General features: G+C 40.8%; 15 protein-coding genes and 1 tRNA gene. 4 read left to right on the forward strand and 12 right to left on the reverse strand.

All coding sequences use genetic code 11. The features are described 5' to 3' along the window. From jag to selA, 9 genes are all read right to left on the reverse strand, one after another. Window positions 1–795 carry an RNA-binding cell elongation regulator Jag/EloR gene (gene jag / locus BuS5_RS17130; protein ID WP_027352979.1) on the reverse strand — a complete coding sequence of 265 codons (795 nt, stop codon included), beginning with the start codon at window positions 793–795 and terminating at the stop codon, window positions 1–3. Window positions 796–811: 16 nt separating this feature from the next. After that, complete coding sequence (gene yidC, locus BuS5_RS17135) at window positions 812–2,494, reverse strand: membrane protein insertase YidC (protein ID WP_027352978.1); 1,683 nt, start codon at window positions 2,492–2,494, stop codon at window positions 812–814. Between the two features lie 198 nt (window positions 2,495–2,692). Next, window positions 2,693–2,941 (reverse strand): membrane protein insertion efficiency factor YidD, encoded by a 249-nt coding sequence (yidD, locus tag BuS5_RS17140; RefSeq protein WP_232223005.1) that lies wholly within the window; start codon window positions 2,939–2,941, stop codon window positions 2,693–2,695. A gap of 2 nt (window positions 2,942–2,943) precedes the next feature. Beyond that, window positions 2,944–3,288 carry a ribonuclease P protein component gene (gene rnpA, locus BuS5_RS17145; RefSeq protein ID WP_027352977.1) on the reverse strand — a complete coding sequence of 115 codons (345 nt, stop codon included), beginning with the start codon at window positions 3,286–3,288 and terminating at the stop codon, window positions 2,944–2,946. A gap of 28 nt (window positions 3,289–3,316) precedes the next feature. Then, window positions 3,317–3,451 (reverse strand): 50S ribosomal protein L34, encoded by a 135-nt coding sequence (rpmH, locus tag BuS5_RS17150; RefSeq protein WP_084445598.1) that lies wholly within the window; start codon window positions 3,449–3,451, stop codon window positions 3,317–3,319. Window positions 3,452–3,705: 254 nt separating this feature from the next. Beyond that, a tRNA-Arg gene (locus BuS5_RS17155) sits at window positions 3,706–3,781 on the reverse strand. Between the two features lie 132 nt (window positions 3,782–3,913). Further along, window positions 3,914–4,861, reverse strand: coding sequence for a hypothetical protein (locus BuS5_RS17160; RefSeq protein ID WP_027352976.1), 948 nt, complete (start codon window positions 4,859–4,861; stop codon window positions 3,914–3,916). A 12-nt stretch (window positions 4,862–4,873) separates the two neighbouring features. After that, the gene (locus BuS5_RS17165) at window positions 4,874–5,446 is read right to left on the reverse strand and encodes a D-sedoheptulose-7-phosphate isomerase (RefSeq protein ID WP_035264376.1); all 573 of its coding nucleotides are present in this window, start codon (window positions 5,444–5,446) and stop codon (window positions 4,874–4,876) included. Window positions 5,447–5,450: 4 nt separating this feature from the next. Beyond that, window positions 5,451–6,893 carry an L-seryl-tRNA(Sec) selenium transferase gene (selA, locus tag BuS5_RS17170; protein ID WP_232223004.1) on the reverse strand — a complete coding sequence of 481 codons (1,443 nt, stop codon included), beginning with the start codon at window positions 6,891–6,893 and terminating at the stop codon, window positions 5,451–5,453. Window positions 6,894–7,206: 313 nt separating this feature from the next. On the opposite strand from selA, the gene BuS5_RS17175 reads away from it, so the two are divergent. Next, on the forward strand, window positions 7,207–7,395 hold the full coding sequence (locus tag BuS5_RS17175) for a hypothetical protein (protein WP_027352973.1): 189 nt from the start codon (window positions 7,207–7,209) through the stop codon (window positions 7,393–7,395). 35 nt (window positions 7,396–7,430) lie between these two features. Here BuS5_RS17175 and BuS5_RS17180 read toward each other — a convergent pair whose 3' ends face one another. From BuS5_RS17180 to BuS5_RS17190, 3 genes are all read right to left on the reverse strand, one after another. Continuing rightward, window positions 7,431–9,704 carry a S16 family serine protease gene (locus tag BuS5_RS17180; RefSeq protein WP_027352972.1) on the reverse strand — a complete coding sequence of 758 codons (2,274 nt, stop codon included), beginning with the start codon at window positions 9,702–9,704 and terminating at the stop codon, window positions 7,431–7,433. Next, window positions 9,697–10,932, reverse strand: coding sequence for a hypothetical protein (locus tag BuS5_RS17185; RefSeq protein WP_274427826.1), 1,236 nt, complete (start codon window positions 10,930–10,932; stop codon window positions 9,697–9,699). Before BuS5_RS17185 ends, BuS5_RS17180 begins: the two co-directional genes overlap by 8 nt. A 309-nt stretch (window positions 10,933–11,241) precedes the next feature. After that, the gene (locus BuS5_RS17190) at window positions 11,242–11,391 is read right to left on the reverse strand and encodes a hypothetical protein (protein WP_157487313.1); all 150 of its coding nucleotides are present in this window, start codon (window positions 11,389–11,391) and stop codon (window positions 11,242–11,244) included. Between the two features lie 140 nt (window positions 11,392–11,531). On the opposite strand from BuS5_RS17190, the gene BuS5_RS17195 reads away from it, so the two are divergent. The 3 genes from BuS5_RS17195 (at window position 11,532) to BuS5_RS17205 (ending at window position 16,573) form a co-directional block, all read left to right on the forward strand. Then, on the forward strand, window positions 11,532–11,756 hold the full coding sequence (locus BuS5_RS17195; RefSeq protein WP_027352970.1) for a type II toxin-antitoxin system MqsA family antitoxin: 225 nt from the start codon (window positions 11,532–11,534) through the stop codon (window positions 11,754–11,756). Window positions 11,757–11,829: 73 nt separating this feature from the next. After that, window positions 11,830–15,894, forward strand: coding sequence for a hypothetical protein (locus BuS5_RS17200; protein ID WP_035264373.1), 4,065 nt, complete (start codon window positions 11,830–11,832; stop codon window positions 15,892–15,894). A 199-nt stretch (window positions 15,895–16,093) separates the two neighbouring features. Then, entirely contained in the window at window positions 16,094–16,573 is a 480-nt protein-coding gene (locus BuS5_RS17205; protein WP_051374578.1) for a DUF5658 family protein, read from the forward strand. Window positions 16,574–16,810: the final 237 nt, after the last annotated feature.

Genomic DNA, 16,810 nt, shown 5'->3' on the forward strand with positions numbered 1-16,810 from the left:
TTACGGCTTTTTTTTGTTAGAATTCCAACGCCTTGGGAAGATAACAAGCTTTCTGTAAAAATCATCGCCAATACTTTTTGTTGTTACAGCTCTATCCTCCTTCAAGGCCAAATGCACGACTCTTCGATCATAACCGTTCATAATACCAATTGTCACTGGTTTGCCGGTTCGTTTAACCTTCTCCGCAAGCCGAACAGCACGATCAGTGAGACTTGCTCGTTTTGATTCAAGATATCCTTCAACATCGATGTGTATGCGTATTCTATTTTCGTAGTTTTTGTTTACAATCTTGGAAATTATATACTGAATCGCTTCAAGTGTTTGACCGCGCTTTCCTATAAGAAGTGCGGAATTTCCGCCTTTAATAGTAAATACAATTCTGTCAGATAGCTTGCTCTTTGTAATTGTAGCATCTGTTGTAATTAAATCTACAATTTTTTGAAGAGCGTTTTGGCCAAAAGCAACGAGATCATCTGAAATCGATTCCTGTAAGAGAGCATCGTTAGAGGATTTCATTTCTGTCTCTATTATTTGATCCTCAACCTCATCCTCAACCTCATCCTTTGATTTTGCATTATCGTCATTGATTTGAATAACAGGCTCCGGTTCAGGTGCTATTTCAGGTAACATGACGCGAATGCGTGCTTTTTTTGCACCTACCAACCCAAAGATACCTGATGCCCCAAAAGAAATCACATCATGCTTAAGCTGAGACTCGGAAAGATTAAGCTCTTCGCAAGCTTTTTTTACTGCTGCCTCAATATTCTTGCCCTCGAATTCCAAAAAAGGCGCCATATATACCCTCCGTCAATTAACTATGTTTCTCTTGAATATAATACTGTTGAGCAATAGATAAAACATTGTTTACAAGCCAGTATAAAACAAGGCCGGATGAAAAATTTATAAATATCGCAGTAAAAAAAATGGGCATCAACATCATAATTTTTGCTTGCGCCGGATCCCCCATAGGGGGTGACATTTTTTGCTGTAAAAACATAGTACCTCCCATAATAATAGTAAGAACAGGAACCCCATAAGGCGGTTCCATAAATGGTATGGTAAAATTAAAATGAAAAAGACGATCCGGAGCTGACAAATCATTAATCCATCCGAGAAAAGGTGCGTGCCGTAATTCAATGGCCTGATAAAGCATACGATAAAAGGCAAAAAAGATCGGGATCTGGACTATCATAGGCAGGCATCCACCAAGGGGGTTTACCTTATATGTTTTATACAACCCCATAATTTCCTGATTCATCCTCTGCTTATCATTTTTATATTTCTCCCTGATTTGAGTCATTAAAGGCTGGAGCTTTTTCATCTCAGACATGGATTTATAACTCTTGGAACCAAGCGGCCAAAGTATCAGCTTTATTAAAATGGTTAAAATAATAATTGCAAAACCGTAATTAGGAATAAATTTATGCAAAAAATTCATTACATAAAGGCAGGGTCTGGCAAGAAAATCGAACATCCCGAAATTTACAATCTTATCAAGATGGTAACCCAATCCGGAAAGGATGCTGATCTTTTTAGGGCCAAAGTAAAGATAAAAATTGGAAACATGCTTTTCGCCTGAATTGATAGAGCCCAGAGTCTGGACATATGTCGATTTCAGAATATCATCCTGCTCAACATTTATATGCATTCTTGCGGATTCTGAATTATCAGAAATTATGGAAGATGCAAAATAACGATTCTCCAATGCTATCCATGAAATCGTGCCATCAAAAATATTTTTATCCTTTAGCTTCTTTATCTTAACCTGTTCTAATTTGTTGTTTATGAAAGCGGTTGGCCCCTCAAAGGCATATCCACTATTTTTCTTCGGCGCGTCACCCTCTAAAGAGAGTGCTAAATTACCATTAATGGTCCTGGTTGAATTGTTTTTTATAGATATATCAAGGCCAATCAGGTACGTTTCAGGGGAAAAAAGAAATCTTTTTTCAATAATAAGACCCTCCGGGGATATCCATGTAAATGGGATTTCAAAAGAAGCATCAGTAATGTCAACTGTATCGCCGGGAATATTAACCTTGAAAAAAGAATCCCCAGGAGATGAAAAATTATCATCTCTCAATTGAGTCAGAACCGTTCCAAGCCCTGATGCGGAAGAGCATAATTGCAAATATGGCGAATCCGGATTCCCGTTTTCCCTGAATTTTTTTAAAATGAAACTTTTAAATACAGCCCCTTTTTCTGAAATCTGAACAGAATATAAAGGGGTATTGACTGTGATAATTCTTGGCTTGTTTTGAAGGAGATCGGGATACTTTGCACCATGAGTATTATAATCCACAGGTTTTTCTTTATTATCAGCGCTTGCTGCTGTACTCGGTGTTATAGCTGGTCTCTCAACTGTTTTATCAAGGCGATTGGATTGAATAGTGTTATTATTTTGCACCATGGAGTCCCTGTCCACAAAAAAAACTTCCCATACTAAAAAAACTAAAAATGATAGAGCTATTGCAATAAAAAGACGAGATTGTTGCATTGTTTACTCCTGATATGCAAATTTATAAACCGGATAAAAAATGTAAATAATGGGAGCATTACCACTTTGTTAAACCCAAAACCACACCAGGCATTCCTATGACGCAGGAATCCTAAAAAATAAGGGGTACCAAAATGATAAAACATTGAGATTAAACGGAGGCATTACAGAATAAAAAATTGGGTATGTTTGAAAAATTCATTTTTTTTTTAAAGATATATTGTCAGGAACAGGATCAAAACCACCCGGATTAAATGGATGGCATCGCAGAATTCTTTTACATGAAAGACAAAATCCAATCAAGAATCCATGCCTGCATATTGCCTGGTAAGCATATTCGGAACAAGTAGGATAAAAACGACAAACAGGAGGTAAAAAAGGGGACAATAAGGATTGATAAATTTTAATGAATGCTAAAGTAATTTTTTGCAATAAATTAGTGGGCACGGCTATTTATTAATATAGTTAAAAATTTTCTGTAATGATGAACAAGCCTGCGTGAAAGTCAGGCTAGCAGCGTCCTTTTTTGCTATAACATTAATATCCCAATGATTTTCAATTCGTTGCCTGTTTATCCGATAATACTCTCGAACATATCTTTTAATTCTGTTGCGCGTAACCGCTTTTCCGATTTTTTTTGTTACAGTAATACCAATTCGTGTTTTATCTGTCCGGCCTGGAGAAAAAATAGCTAAAAAATTACTATTATAATATTTGCTTCCTGTTTTTGATAACCGAAGAAAGTCTTTGCGTTTTAATAGTTTGTCAGCTCCAGTAAATGAAAATTTACGCAAGTTTTATATTTTCGTTTTTTTAAATATTTTAAACAGTTAAACGAGCCCTACCTCTAGCTCTACGCCTGTTAATAATTCTTCGCCCTTGCTTGGTTGACATCCTTTTTAAAAACCCATGTGTTCTTGCCCGTTTTATTCTGCTAGGTTGATATGTCCTTTTCATAATTTTTTCCTCTTTATTTATAGAAAAAATTTTTTTTATAGATTTTTATATGATGGAATTAATTATCTGAAAATCTATAGATGCTGTTTTTTCTTAAGGTTCACTAATCTGAAAATTTATATTTTATCACCATAGAGCTCAAATGGCTATTGAAAAGTTAATATTTAAAATTATCATAAAAAATTATTATGTCAAGCTCTATTAACGCGCCATGGGATTTTTGAGCGAGCCCTGAGGTTCTTTCGGTAATTATTTGGTACGCCCGGCAGGATTCGAACCTGCGATCTTCAGCTCCGGAGGCTGACGCCCTATCCCCTGGGCTACGGGCGCATAAAAATATCGTTTTCCGTAATGGTTCACTTAAAACACGGATTAGTGCGGTAATCCATGATGAAGAGCTATTAGCACTTAGCTGTCAGGTATTAACTGCTAAAAGCTAATATCCAAAAAACTATAACAGGATTAATCAAGTTTTTCAATAATTCCAGCCGCAATAAGCGGCAACAGGATTTCGTGGTGACCTGTAAGGTTATATCCCCGTCCTCCTGCTGCAGTAGGTCTGTTGACAACATTTGTTGTGGGGCGATAGTGCCGAATAAAATCTATGTTAACGGTGGTAATATTTTTCAAATTATGACCAAGATTACGAACTATTGTTATAGCTTTTAAAAAAACCTCCGGCAGAATTACGGCTGAACCTACATTTAAATAAACACCTTCTTCAAGCGAAGCTGCAACCGATGCAAATAGGCGAAAGTCACGATGGCTTGCCGCACCCGCTTTGGCAGGGTCGAACTCCGGATGCATGTGGATTATGTCAGTACCGATCGCTATATGAATTGTTACGGGAATACCAAGGCGAGCTCCCGCAGCAAGAATGCTGTTATCGGAGAACGGGAGGTTTTGCTCAATAATTGACGCACCTACCGCGGCACCCAGTCCGCTTGTATCACGGTCTGCTTTTACAATGGCATCACCAAGAAAAGAGCAGGTTTCATGAGCCATCCCAAAGGTTCCGTCTCCTAAAGATGCAGTCACATCTTCAGAAGTCCTGCCGGTCAGGGCGAGTTCAAAATCGTGGATAATACCGGCGCCGTTCATTGCAATCGACGTAATAACACCCCGTTCCATAAGATCAATAACAACGGGGTTAAGCCCCACTTTAATAACATGGGCCCCCATTGCGAACATAACGGTTTTCCGGTTTTTATATGCGGTAACAATTGATGATACGACCTCCATGACATGACTTCCGGCCAAAATGTTGGGCAATCCTTCCAAAAAAGCCTCAAAAGAGGATCCTTTGACCCATTTTTTTGCAAAATCAATATCAGACACCTTGCTATTTCTATCGCCAAGTGGGTATGTTGTGATTTTACCCAGGTCTATCGGTTTAAATAAATCAGTCATTATAATATTTTATCAGGAAAATAATATCCTGTCTACGAGGTCGCATATTATATGCCCAATGGTTATATGGACTTCCTGAATCCGCGCTGTTGTATCGGATGTGACCGTTAAGGTGAGATCGGATATTTCGGCCAGTTTACCGCCTCTTCCTGTAAATCCTATTGTAAAAATCCCATTGATTTTTGCGGCATTAACCGCTTTGAGTACATTTCCGGAGTTGCCACTGGTGCTTATTCCGATTGCGATGTCACCCTTTTGTCCGAGTGCCATAATCTGTTTGGAAAAAATTTCATCAAAATGATAATCATTGCCTATACTCGTAATAATTGATGAATCGGTTGTCAATGCAAGCGCCGCCAGAGGAGTACGTTCTATTTTAAAGCGGTTGACAAATTCCGCAGCAAGGTGCTGGGCGTCCGCAGCGCTGCCTCCATTTCCAAAAAACAGGATTTTATGTCCGCTCTTGATTGCTTCGGAAATGAGATCGGCCGCTTGAATTATCCGGTCCATATTGTTTTTTATTGAGATCTCTTTTGCTTCCAGGCTTTTATTCAGAATCTCCAGTATAATGTTTTTTTTATCCATAATATTAATTTTTAATAATTTGTTTTATTGCAGAGACTATAAAAGCAAGTTCCTCGTTGTGTATTGTTCTTAAATCCAGAACAAACAGATCCTCTTCAATTCTGCCGATAATCGGAGGATCATTCCGGCGCATTGCTTTTTCGATTGAATTTACGGACATACCGGCAATAGAGATCCTTACGGCTTTACTTGGCAGATCGAGCAAAGGCAGCGCGCCTCCACCTGCGCGGGAGGACATATTTGCAACATTTACGGAAAGGCCTGATTTATTGAAATCAGGTTCCTCAATATCTGACAGCAATTTTGCAAGTTTCTCGGCCCTATTTTTTATATCGCTCAGTGGAATGGTTAGCATCCGTAAGGTTGGAATTGCTTTAACAGCTTTTTCCGGTTCCCTGTAAAGTCTCAATGTAATTTCAAGTGCGGCCAGGGTAAGTTTATCAATTCTCAATGCCCTGGCAAGAGGGTTTTGTTTAATTCGATCTATAATAATTTTATTGCCGATTATTATACCTGCCTGGGGGCCGCCCAGAAGCTTGTCTCCGCTAAATGTTATTATATCAGCGCCCGACGCAACGGATTCCTGGATAGTAGGTTCTTTGGTCATGTTATATTTTGAAAAATCGACAAAAGTCCCGCTTCCCAGATCTTCCATTACCGGCAGCCTGTGCTTATTTCCAAGCTCTACCATTTGCTCCAGGGAGACGGCGGCTGTAAAACCGACCACGCTGTAGTTGCTGGTGTGTACTTTTAAAAGCAGGCCGGTATTTTCCGAGAGGGCATTTTTATAATCTTTTAAATGAGTCCTGTTGGTTGTTCCAACTTCTTTTAAAATCGCGCCGCTCTTTTCCATAACATCCGGAATGCGGAAGGAGCCGCCTATTTCCACGAGTTCACCCCTGGAAACAATAACCTCTTTTTGTGGCGCAACAGTATCGAGACTTAAAAAAACTGCTCCGGCATTATTATTGACAACCATGGCAGATTCAGCCCCGCTTATTTCGCATAAAATATCTTCCACCAGGCTGTACCTTGAACCGCGCCTTCCATTCAGCAAATCAAACTCCAGGTTGGAATATCCACCTGCAATCTTAGCCATATTTTCCAGAGCCGCTTTTGCTAATAGAGATCTGCCCAGGTTTGTATGCACTACTACACCGGTGGCGTTAATTACCCGTTTAAGGTTCGACTGCATATCCTCTTGAACCAGTTTTTCAACATCAAATAAAATTGAAGCATCCGTCAAATCTGAATCGCTGAAAATTTTGTTATTACCAAGTATCGATTCTCTACGTTTTGCGATAACAGAACGTACGGATTTTATAACAACAGGCTTTGGGATATCATTAAAAAGGCTGTTGGTCTTTGCCTTTTCGAGTATATGGTCAACACCAGGCAACAGCTTTAAATGCTTGCGCTGTTTTTCATTTATTTCATTATTTACCAAAGTGTATTATGCTCCAGGCTCAGTGCTTTGCTCAATCGAAACCTATAGATGTTCACATAAATAATTTCACTGCGTTATCGGTCGTCGGAGTATTACAATACGCCTTCTTCCATACGGACATTTAATAGAAAAAAGTTTCCAGATAAAAAACACCTTTTACAGGATTCTATATGTAAATGAAAGATGTTTCAACAGATTTATTTGCACTGCCTGTATTATTCGACATATATTAATATTGACAAAAGGGTAGGGGGTTATTTATTGTTCGGACGAACAGTTAAGAGGTCTTTTAGTATAAAGTAAGGTTGGTTTTATGTTTCTAATAAAATGCGCGGCTATCCTTATAGCTGCCTTATTGCTCGGGAAATGGTTTGACAACGAACGTAACAACATATTGGCAAAAGGTGAACCATGGTATAATGCCTGGAAAACAATTCCGGGCATATTGATCCTTGTAATATTATGCATACTGATCTTCATTAAGATAGCTTTTGATCTATAGGGTAGGGGCACGATGCATCGTGCCCCTACAAATCTTTATGCCTGATTTGCCTCCCGGGCATTCTTCATGTTCATCATAAACTCAAAATCTTTCTTGCTTCTTTCCGCCATCTTCGCCTCAACCTCTCCCTGTTCAAGTTCCATCATAACCCTGTAAGCATTATACTTGGTTTTACAGAAAAATATATCAAATGGGTTATGTTTTTCAGAATCCCTGTAGATTCTTATCCCGGGAATTTCGTCATTCTGGATATATTCAGAATCGACATTTATCAGAAGCGGCTCGATATCGTGCTTGTTTTGCCATGGTATGCAGGCTCCTTCCATTCCCAGGTCGGGATCCATTATAGATCTGACTTTTTCCGTTACCCCGCCTACTGCCAGGATAATGTCACCTGTTAAAGACCCTGTAACACCATATTTCTGATTCACCGGCTGCCTTATATAGTCCGAGATAAGGGCTATGTCCATAGCGACTGAAGCGCTGTCACCCTCCACGCCGCCGTGAACCTGGATATATTCCACATGCATTTCATAACCGATATAAGGCGATTGTATTTTGTTAAAAGCCTTTTTAATCGAGGCCCTGACATTTTTGGCCGCTGCTTTTGCTATTTCACCGGTCTTGCCGGGTGAAACCACCGTATCCGAACCGCCCACCGTAATCTGGCAGTGCATGGGCAATGGTTGCCCATATACCTGCCCGCTTGTTCCGGAAGTGATGACTGCAAGCCCTACAACATAGCCGATGGAATCTGTCATTGAACTTATATATTTTTTCAGATCTTTCTTATGCTCAAGGATCTCTTTATGAATTGCACCTTCAAGGCTTAAATGCTTTTCAAGCGCCCGCCTGACATGTTCAGCCCGGACCAATCTTGAATTGTCAAGTATGGCCTCAAATTCGGCTGTCTTTATTATACCATTGACAGGCCTCAGGATGCTGCTTATTTTTTTGTCCGAACTCCTGCATCTGAGTTCCTTAATGATTTCCATCACCGCTTTTTTAGAGAACTCCCTTTCATGAAGCCGGTAGCCTTCCGGAAGAGGTTTTCCGAATATATATTCGCTTCTCTTTTTTACACCTTCGTAACCTTCCTTTTCAATTACTCCTGTCCATGTTTCTTTTAATTCTTTTCCGAGATTGATTATTTCCTGTTTTATATATTGAGCCAACTGCCTGATGCTGTTTTCATCTTCAGGCACTGCGCTCTCAAGTTGAACAATCTCTCCCCGGTCCTCGATTCTGCTCAGGAACGCTCCGTCTCCTTCCTTTTGAAGATAGTTTAGAGTATCATGATTACAACAGGCTATTATAATATTATCCGCTTTCAATGAGTTTTCAGACCTATCAGCGGCCCCGCTTCCGGAATTCAGACCGCCTTCCAGGATAAACTCCTTGTTCTGCATAATTTCAAGAAGATCAGACATGTAACCAGATTTTACAAGGGTTTTCAGTTCGTCAATATAAATTATCGGCGATTTGGCATGTGCTCCAAGATATGCTCTTTTGTGCGCCGGAGTCTGCAAATTTCCCGACTGATAGGGATCGTGCTTGAACCCACCCTTCATTTTTCTGGCATCCGGTTCCGACACTCTTGACATAAGCCCATTATCTTTTCTGGGGTCATACAAAACTTCCGGAACCATGTCCTGCAAATGCTTGACCCTGTTTTTTCCTGAAGCATCGGCTTGCTGCTGAATTTTTTCCTGTGCTTTATGATTGTTCTCCTGCATAAACATGAAAATAGCCCCGATACCGGTAAGCCCTGTTGCAATAAAGGCCGGGGGAAAGAAAAAACCCGCCGCTACACTGATGCCTGTAATCCACAAGAGCCACTTCTTCACTCTACCGACAGACCGGATCTGTTCCGAAAGGCTGAATTTCAGGGCGCTGTTTTGTATTTTTTCTATGGCCTTATGCATCTTTGCCAATAAATTATCTACAATATCAGGCTCTTCATATGCAAACCTGATATGATTGTTGTCAGTGCCCGGATAAGCCACTATTGCTTTTGTGGGTCTTAAAAAATCACCAAGTGATTTATCCAGAACCAAATGAAACATATCGGCCAGCATCGACTTGCCTGTACCAGGCCGGCCGACCATCAGCATATGCCCTTTATTCTGTGCTATTTTCCTTATTGCTTCTTTTGCCCGGCCTTGAAATATAACCTTGTCAAGTGGATCATCCGGGATATCAATTCCGGATGTATCTTCAAAAAAATCAAGCCTTGCCTCAAGAGTTTGCGGGTATTCCAGCAACTCTTTGATCCAATCATAATCATTCTTGCTATAAATATTATCCATTCTGAAATCCTCTTATGGAATCTAACAGATAAAACCTGCCTGCTTCGGAAAAAAATACTTTTTCTTCAATCTTGGAATATAACCAGGGCAGATCATCTTTTATCTGATCCAGGGCTTTAATATTATGCATAACAGATATATTGGTACAGAGTTTCCTGTTGCCGGCGTCTGCAACGGAAACAGAATTAAAAGCTATGCCGAGCTGCAGTTGCTTTAATGAATCGGCGACTTTTTCTCTTTCTCCCAACTTGATCTCATGACTGTTAAAGATATTTTTATATGCGTATGGAATATTCTCTTTTGAATAATCAATCTCAAGTTGTTTATTGAAAAATATTTTCAAAGGTTTGCATTTCCCGCTGGTGCACTCGTCTAAAGACTCCCTGAATTTATGATCCGTTCGAATAGACTGCTCAAGAAGATGGAGCATCTTTACATGGCTGTCATCATCAACCCAGTATTCGATATTATTGTTTAAACCCAGAACACAATATCTGCCGGAAGGGTTACCCGACATTTTAATTAAGCGGTAATATTTTTCAGGTTTGTAGGATTGGAAATCAAAACCACGCATTTCGAAAAGACCTTTTGCGAGATAAGCTCTTGCAAGAATCACTCCAACATCTTTCAGTATAAAATTATAAATATATTTTATTTTTTCATCTAATTTCCCCTGCAGATTCAATAGCGAACGGTTGCCGCCATAATCATCGCAAATTCCAGCAATATCAGATATGTTATTAATATCCAGTGCAGACAGCCTGTTGATTACTACATTGTGCCGGCTTAATATATCTGCAACCTTTTTTATATGCGAACCAAGACTGTTGTCATTGACTTCAGGCAGATCATATTCGCCATCTGAAAGCAAAATTTCATGGTTAATATCATCTGATGTAATAACTTTCCTTAGTCTCTTTGGCAAAATTTTGCTTAATTTATCTTTAATACGGCAGGCGCGCGATTTTTTGAAACTGATCTTGCATCCGACCAGCCTCTTTTTTATTTCTATTTGATCAGGATTCAGTAGATACCAGGCCAGTTGAGAAATTCTATACTCCGCAACTGACTTCCCACGAAAATTTCCTTCGGTTCCTGCCAAAAGCGACTCAACATTCTTTCTCTTTGAGATTATCCATATACCTCTATGCGGGTTGGCGGAATTATTCATTTGCTTGGTCATAAGATTATCCCTTAAATAATTATTAAACGCTCTATAACTTTTCACATAAATAATTTCACTGCGTATCGGTCGCCGGAGTAGGGGTTCAAGATTTTGAACCCCTACTCCCCCTGGCCTTGTGAAATTAATTCTCAGAAAATCTATATAAAGACAGATTTAGATATAATACTGCATTTAACAGCAAAAAGCAGGCCAAAAAAATTCTTGTAAATAAATGTTGCATTTTCAAATAATTACGTCATAAGGAACTTTGAACGGGGAGGATCGGTGTTATTTTTTTTTATGTTTTTATGTAATTTATTTCACACAAAAGTGAACATTTGGAGTGGTTTTCGACTTTCAAATTATTGTTTTTTATGTCAAAAGGTATAGAAGTTTAATATTTTTCATAAGGAAATAACGTAACCGTTCACGGTTTACGGTTGAAAATAGAACGGTAACGCCTGCAACACCGGTTATGTGGGAATCAATGGTAACAGTGGCAACACCGTAGAGACAAGGCATGCCTTGTCTCTACAGCCCGGCCGCCATCACCACAATTTCAACAACAACTCAACCATGGGAACGGAAACGGAAACTCTGACAAAAATGTCAGCCGTAAACCGGCAACCGTGAACGGTTACCAAGTTTTCAAGGAGAATCAAATGAAATGTGCAATCTGTCGAAACGGTAATACAGAAAAGGGTTTTACAACAGTTGTATTAGAACGGGACAAAACAATACTAATATTTAAACGAGTTCCGGCCAATATTTGTAATAATTGCGGTGAGGAGTATATTTCTTCAGATGTGAATAGAAAACTTTTAAATTTTGCAAGAGATGAAAAAAATCGTGGCATTACTTTGGAATTACTTGAGTTTGCGGCTTAACTTATTAATAAAATTAAAAAATATTTCACTGAACAACAAATCACCAGACCGCCTCTTGCAGAAGGAAATAACTATGAACATCAAAAAAATTGTTTGTTACATATTATGGCTTACAGGTATTCTCTTTTGCTCAACTTTCTGTGCAGCGTCTTCAGAACATATTGCGGTACCGGCTGACCTGTCGGAATGGAAGTCCTGGGTGCTGCACAATGAAGAAAAACAACGTTGTCCGACAAATTATAATAACGGTCAAATTCATGTATGTTACTGGCCATCTGCTGTAGAGTTATATATTGAACCGGATGGAGGCAACTTTAAACAGAAATGGCTGGTTTTTGCCAGGGGCTGGGTGCCTATTCCGGGCGGCAAAAAATTATGGCCCAGGGAGATTAAATTAAACGGAGAAAAAGCGCCGGTTGTCAGCCGCAACAATATACCGCATATCCGTTTGGAAAAAGGTGAGCATGAGGTAACAGGGAAATTTCAATGGGTCAATACGCCTGAGACTATAAGAATACCTCCTGAAGCAGGTATCTTAAAACTTTTTATAGATGGTAAAAAAATTGACTTTCCAATTATGGATAAAAGCGGGCGGCTATGGCTGCAAAAGCAGGCTGCCTCCAAAGATCAGCCGGACCGTCTGGATGTAAAAATCTACCGGCTTGTAAAAGATACCATCCCCATGAAGGTAAACAACCTTATTAAAATTAACATATCAGGCAAAGCTCGTGAAATAACGCTGGATGGGGTTTTTCTTGAAAACTCTGTGCCGATGAATCTTAAAAGCCCGATACCGGCCAGAATCGGCAGCCGGGGAGAGTTGTTGATTCAGGCGAGGCCTGGCCGTTGGGAGATTTTAATAACAACCCGTTTTAAAAAAAATATTAAACAGATCGGACCGGTTCAAGGGAAGTTTGGGCAGGAGATCTGGACCTTTCAGGCTGAAAACAGCCTCCGCATGGTAAAGATAGAATCGGTTCCGGGAGTGGAGCCGGGCCGTACGGATATGCCTCAAAACTGGAAAAAATTTCCTGCATATCTTGTTAAGCCCGGAGTCGAAGTAATCTTTAATACAATCCGCCGCGGAGACCCGGAGCCGGCGCCGGATCAGTTAAATATAAACAGAACCTGGTGGCTCGACTTTAATGGTAAGGGGTTTACTATACTCGATCATATAACCGGCACCATGAGCAGCAACTGGTATCTATCCATGAATCACCCCGAAATTCCCGGGCGGATAACAGTGGACGGTGAAGATCGCTTGATCATTGCTTGCGGAAAAAATAACACACCTGGTGTGGAGGTGCGCCGTGGGCAGCTTGATCTTACGGCTGTTTCAAGGCTGGATGAGCCGGCCGGCAGCATTCCGGCAGTCGGCTGGGACCATAATTTCAAAAGCGCTGCGGGTACACTTAATCTTCCTCCCGGCTGGAAGCTTCTGCATGCAACCGGCATTGATGTTTTGCCTGGAACATGGTTGGAGAGATGGACGCTGCTGGACCTTTTTTTAGTTCTGATCATTTCTATTGCAGTTTATAAGATGAGGAGTCCGGCATGGGGAGGGATAGCCCTGATTACAATGGCGTTGATATATCACGAACCCGGAGCCCCCCATATGGTCTGGCTAAGTTTACTGGCAGCATACGCGCTCGTAAATGTGCTGCCTGACAGCTGGTTTAAAAAAATCGCCGTATTATGGTATGTTATATCAATAATCTCTTTGCTGGTTATATCCATACCTTTTATGGTTCAACAGATCAGGTGCGGATTTTACCCGCAGCTTGAAAGGGTCGGTCAGGTGCCGGGTTTCTCAGACCGGCTGGAAACTATAGATGAACTTGCAGAATCAGAGCCGGGTCAGTATGAAAAAGCCAGGGCCCTTAAATCGCGCAAAAAATCGTATACAGGGTTATCCTCACAGGTAATGCTGGATCGTGACCAGGCCGTTCGTAAGAGTCTGATGCTTGAACATGACCCTGACGCACTTATACAGACAGGCCCCGGACTTCCATCATGGAGGTGGCGCTCAATCGGCATAAGGTGGAACGGGCCTGTAGAAAAAAATCAATCTATAAGATTGTGGCTTTTGTCTCCTGTAACAAATTTGATACTTGCCATATTAAGGGTTATTCTACTTGCGCTATTGATGCTGGGTGTTATCAATATCGGTTATTGGCGCAGGTCATTGAAAGGAAAATTTTATAAAAGCGGAGCGATAGCTGCCTGCCTATTATTATTTTCCGTAATTTCCGATGCAAATGCCCAAAACGGATGTTACCCTTCTCCCGAGCTTTTGGAAGAACTGAAAGTCAGGCTGCTTGAGCAGCCTGACTGTTTGCCGTATTGTGCCGACTGCACGGCAATGGAGTTAAGAGCGGATCCGGACCACCTCAATATTGTTTTAAATATCGAAGCTGCCTGCAGAACGGCAATACCTCTCCCTGTAACTTTAAAATCATGGAATCCCGAACAGATCCTGCTTGACCAAAAGCCTGCTACGGCTCTTGCAAGGGATAGCGAGGGACTTTTATGGATACTTATACCAAAAGGGGTGCATATAATCGTGCTGGCCGGCAAGCCTGATCCCGGCGACATAGTCCGGATTCCTCTCCCCTTGACTCCGCATAAAGTATCATTAATAAATCACGGATGGAATATCCAGGGCGTTGACAAAAACGGAAATGTCGAGTCAAGTATCAAGTTAACCCGGTTAAAAAAGAACGGTCATAAAATATCTCCAGCAGGAGAAAACGTTATTCAGCCCTTTTTCAACATAAAAAGGATTTTGCGTTTAGGGCTCACATGGCAGGTTGACACGACCATAAAACGTCTGACACCTGCCGGTGTACCGGTAATCGTTTCAGTCCCATTAATAGATGGGGAATCGGTCACAACAGCCGGCATATCGGTTAGGGATAAGAGAGCACTAATCAACATGGGATCGAATACTAAAACTATTCAATGGGGTTCCACGCTTGCAATATCACCCGAAATAACTTTATCTGCTCCACAATCCGTCCCATGGACGGAATCATGGATTTTAGATGCAAGTCCGATATGGCATTGTGATCTTTCAGGAATTCCGATTATTCACCATCAAAGTGAATCAGGAGTATGGAGACCGGAATGGAACCCTTGGCCGGGAGAAAAAGCAACACTTAAAGTGTCGCGCCCAAAGGCCATACCTGGAAGAATGGTCACCATAGATAAGGCTGCGCTGAACCTGATTCCCGGCCGCCGGTTTAACAAGTCCGAACTTCTCCTTCAAATAAGGAGCAGCAAGGGGGGACAACACAAGATAATCCTTCCTGGGGAGGCATCCTTACAGCTCGTAAAAATCGGCAGTGATATCCAGCCTGTAAGACAGGTTGGGCAGGAGGTTACCATTCCGCTGAAGCCAGGCGCTCAAAAAATATACTATGAATGGCACCAGCCAGCCAAATCATTAACCCTTCTCAAGGGGTCTCTTGTAAAAACGGGTGATCAGGCTGTAAATGCCGGAATGACATTCAAAATGCCGCAAAATAGATGGATTCTATGGACTCATGGGCCGAGACTCGGCCCGGCGGTTCTGTTCTGGAGCTATATTTTTGTTGTTGTTCTGTTTTCCTTTGCTCTTGGAAAAATAACCTTAACGCCTCTTAAGACACATCAATGGCTTTTGCTAGGGCTGGGGTTGACACAAGTTCCGGCATTTATCGCTGTTATGATTGTTGGCTGGCTGCTCGCTTTGGGACTGCGTAAAAAGCATTTTCAGCATGACAACTGGTTCAAGTTTAATTTAGTACAACTGCTTATAGCCTGCCTGACCATAGCGGCTCTGTCCGGCTTATATATGGCCATAAAAAACGGGCTGCTGGGCATTCCTGATATGCAGATCCGCGGAAATCATTCAAACAGCTTTAATTTGCATTGGACGCAGGATAGAATCGGTTCCACGATGCCGTGCCCGTGGGTTCTTTCTCTTCCCCTGATTGTATATCATATTTTAATGTTGCTCTGGTCACTCTGGCTTGCATTTTCTCTACTGAACTGGCTTCGATGGGGATGGGACTGCTTTTCTGAGGGCGGCCTTTGGCAAAAAATGACTTTTAGAAGAAAAAAGCCTGACATCAAAGATATGGATGATACCGCATAAGTTAAAATAATTTACCAAAATATATAAAAATTAACTTATATTATGAAAATTTATCCATTGATCAAAAAATAAAAAGGACTGGTGGAAATTTATAAATAGTTGAAATATAAGAAGATTTGCCACAACATGGTTGTGGCATTTTTTTTGCTGTATTCTTAAGATTAATGAATGACAAACAAGATAAGGGGCAGTGAAAAAAATGGAGATGGAAAAGCATATAAATCGGTTTCATATATTGGAACGTAGAAGCGGGGGGGACCGCAGAAAGGAACGTAGGCAGATATTAAACAAACATCTGTTTGCCGGGAACCGAGAATCCTTCAGGCGCAGGGAGGACAGAGAAGATGCGTATTTAGTTGATCGGTATAACCGCAAGCTGCTTACTCCTATACTTATGATTATTTTTCTCAGCATATGTGATGCTGTTTTGACTCTGATTCTTTTAGACAATGGGGCCGTAGAAATTAATCCTGTTATGGCTTATTCCCTTACTCATGGCCCCATGGCTTTTTTTTGGATTAAATACCTGCTTACAACTTTTTCGATAGTAATAATTCTTATTTATTCCAATACCTACCTCTTTAAAACAAGGTTAAGAACAAAAGCCCTCTTTGGCATGATAATAATACCTTTTTTCCTGGTTATTTGCTGGGAATTTTTTCTAATATCTTTATTATGAGGTAAGGGTCGCCCCTTCTTTCCTCCCGCTCTAAATAAGTCCGGCAAAAAATCTGTCAGCCGATACAACTCGCATGCCTCGGATCAATCTGTCCGTGCCGCTTTTTTTAACAACTTGATACAAATAAGGTATGTTCAACTTTTCTTTAAACTGAAGTTCCTGACGAAATTAAGCCTTGAGCCAGTCCTAATCTCTTATATTCTCACGGAACAGCCGGTCGATTTTTTCATTCTGCCA

The sequence above is a fragment of the Desulfosarcina sp. BuS5 genome (genome assembly GCF_028752835.1).
Taxonomy (GTDB): Bacteria; Desulfobacterota; Desulfobacteria; order Desulfobacterales; family BuS5; genus BuS5.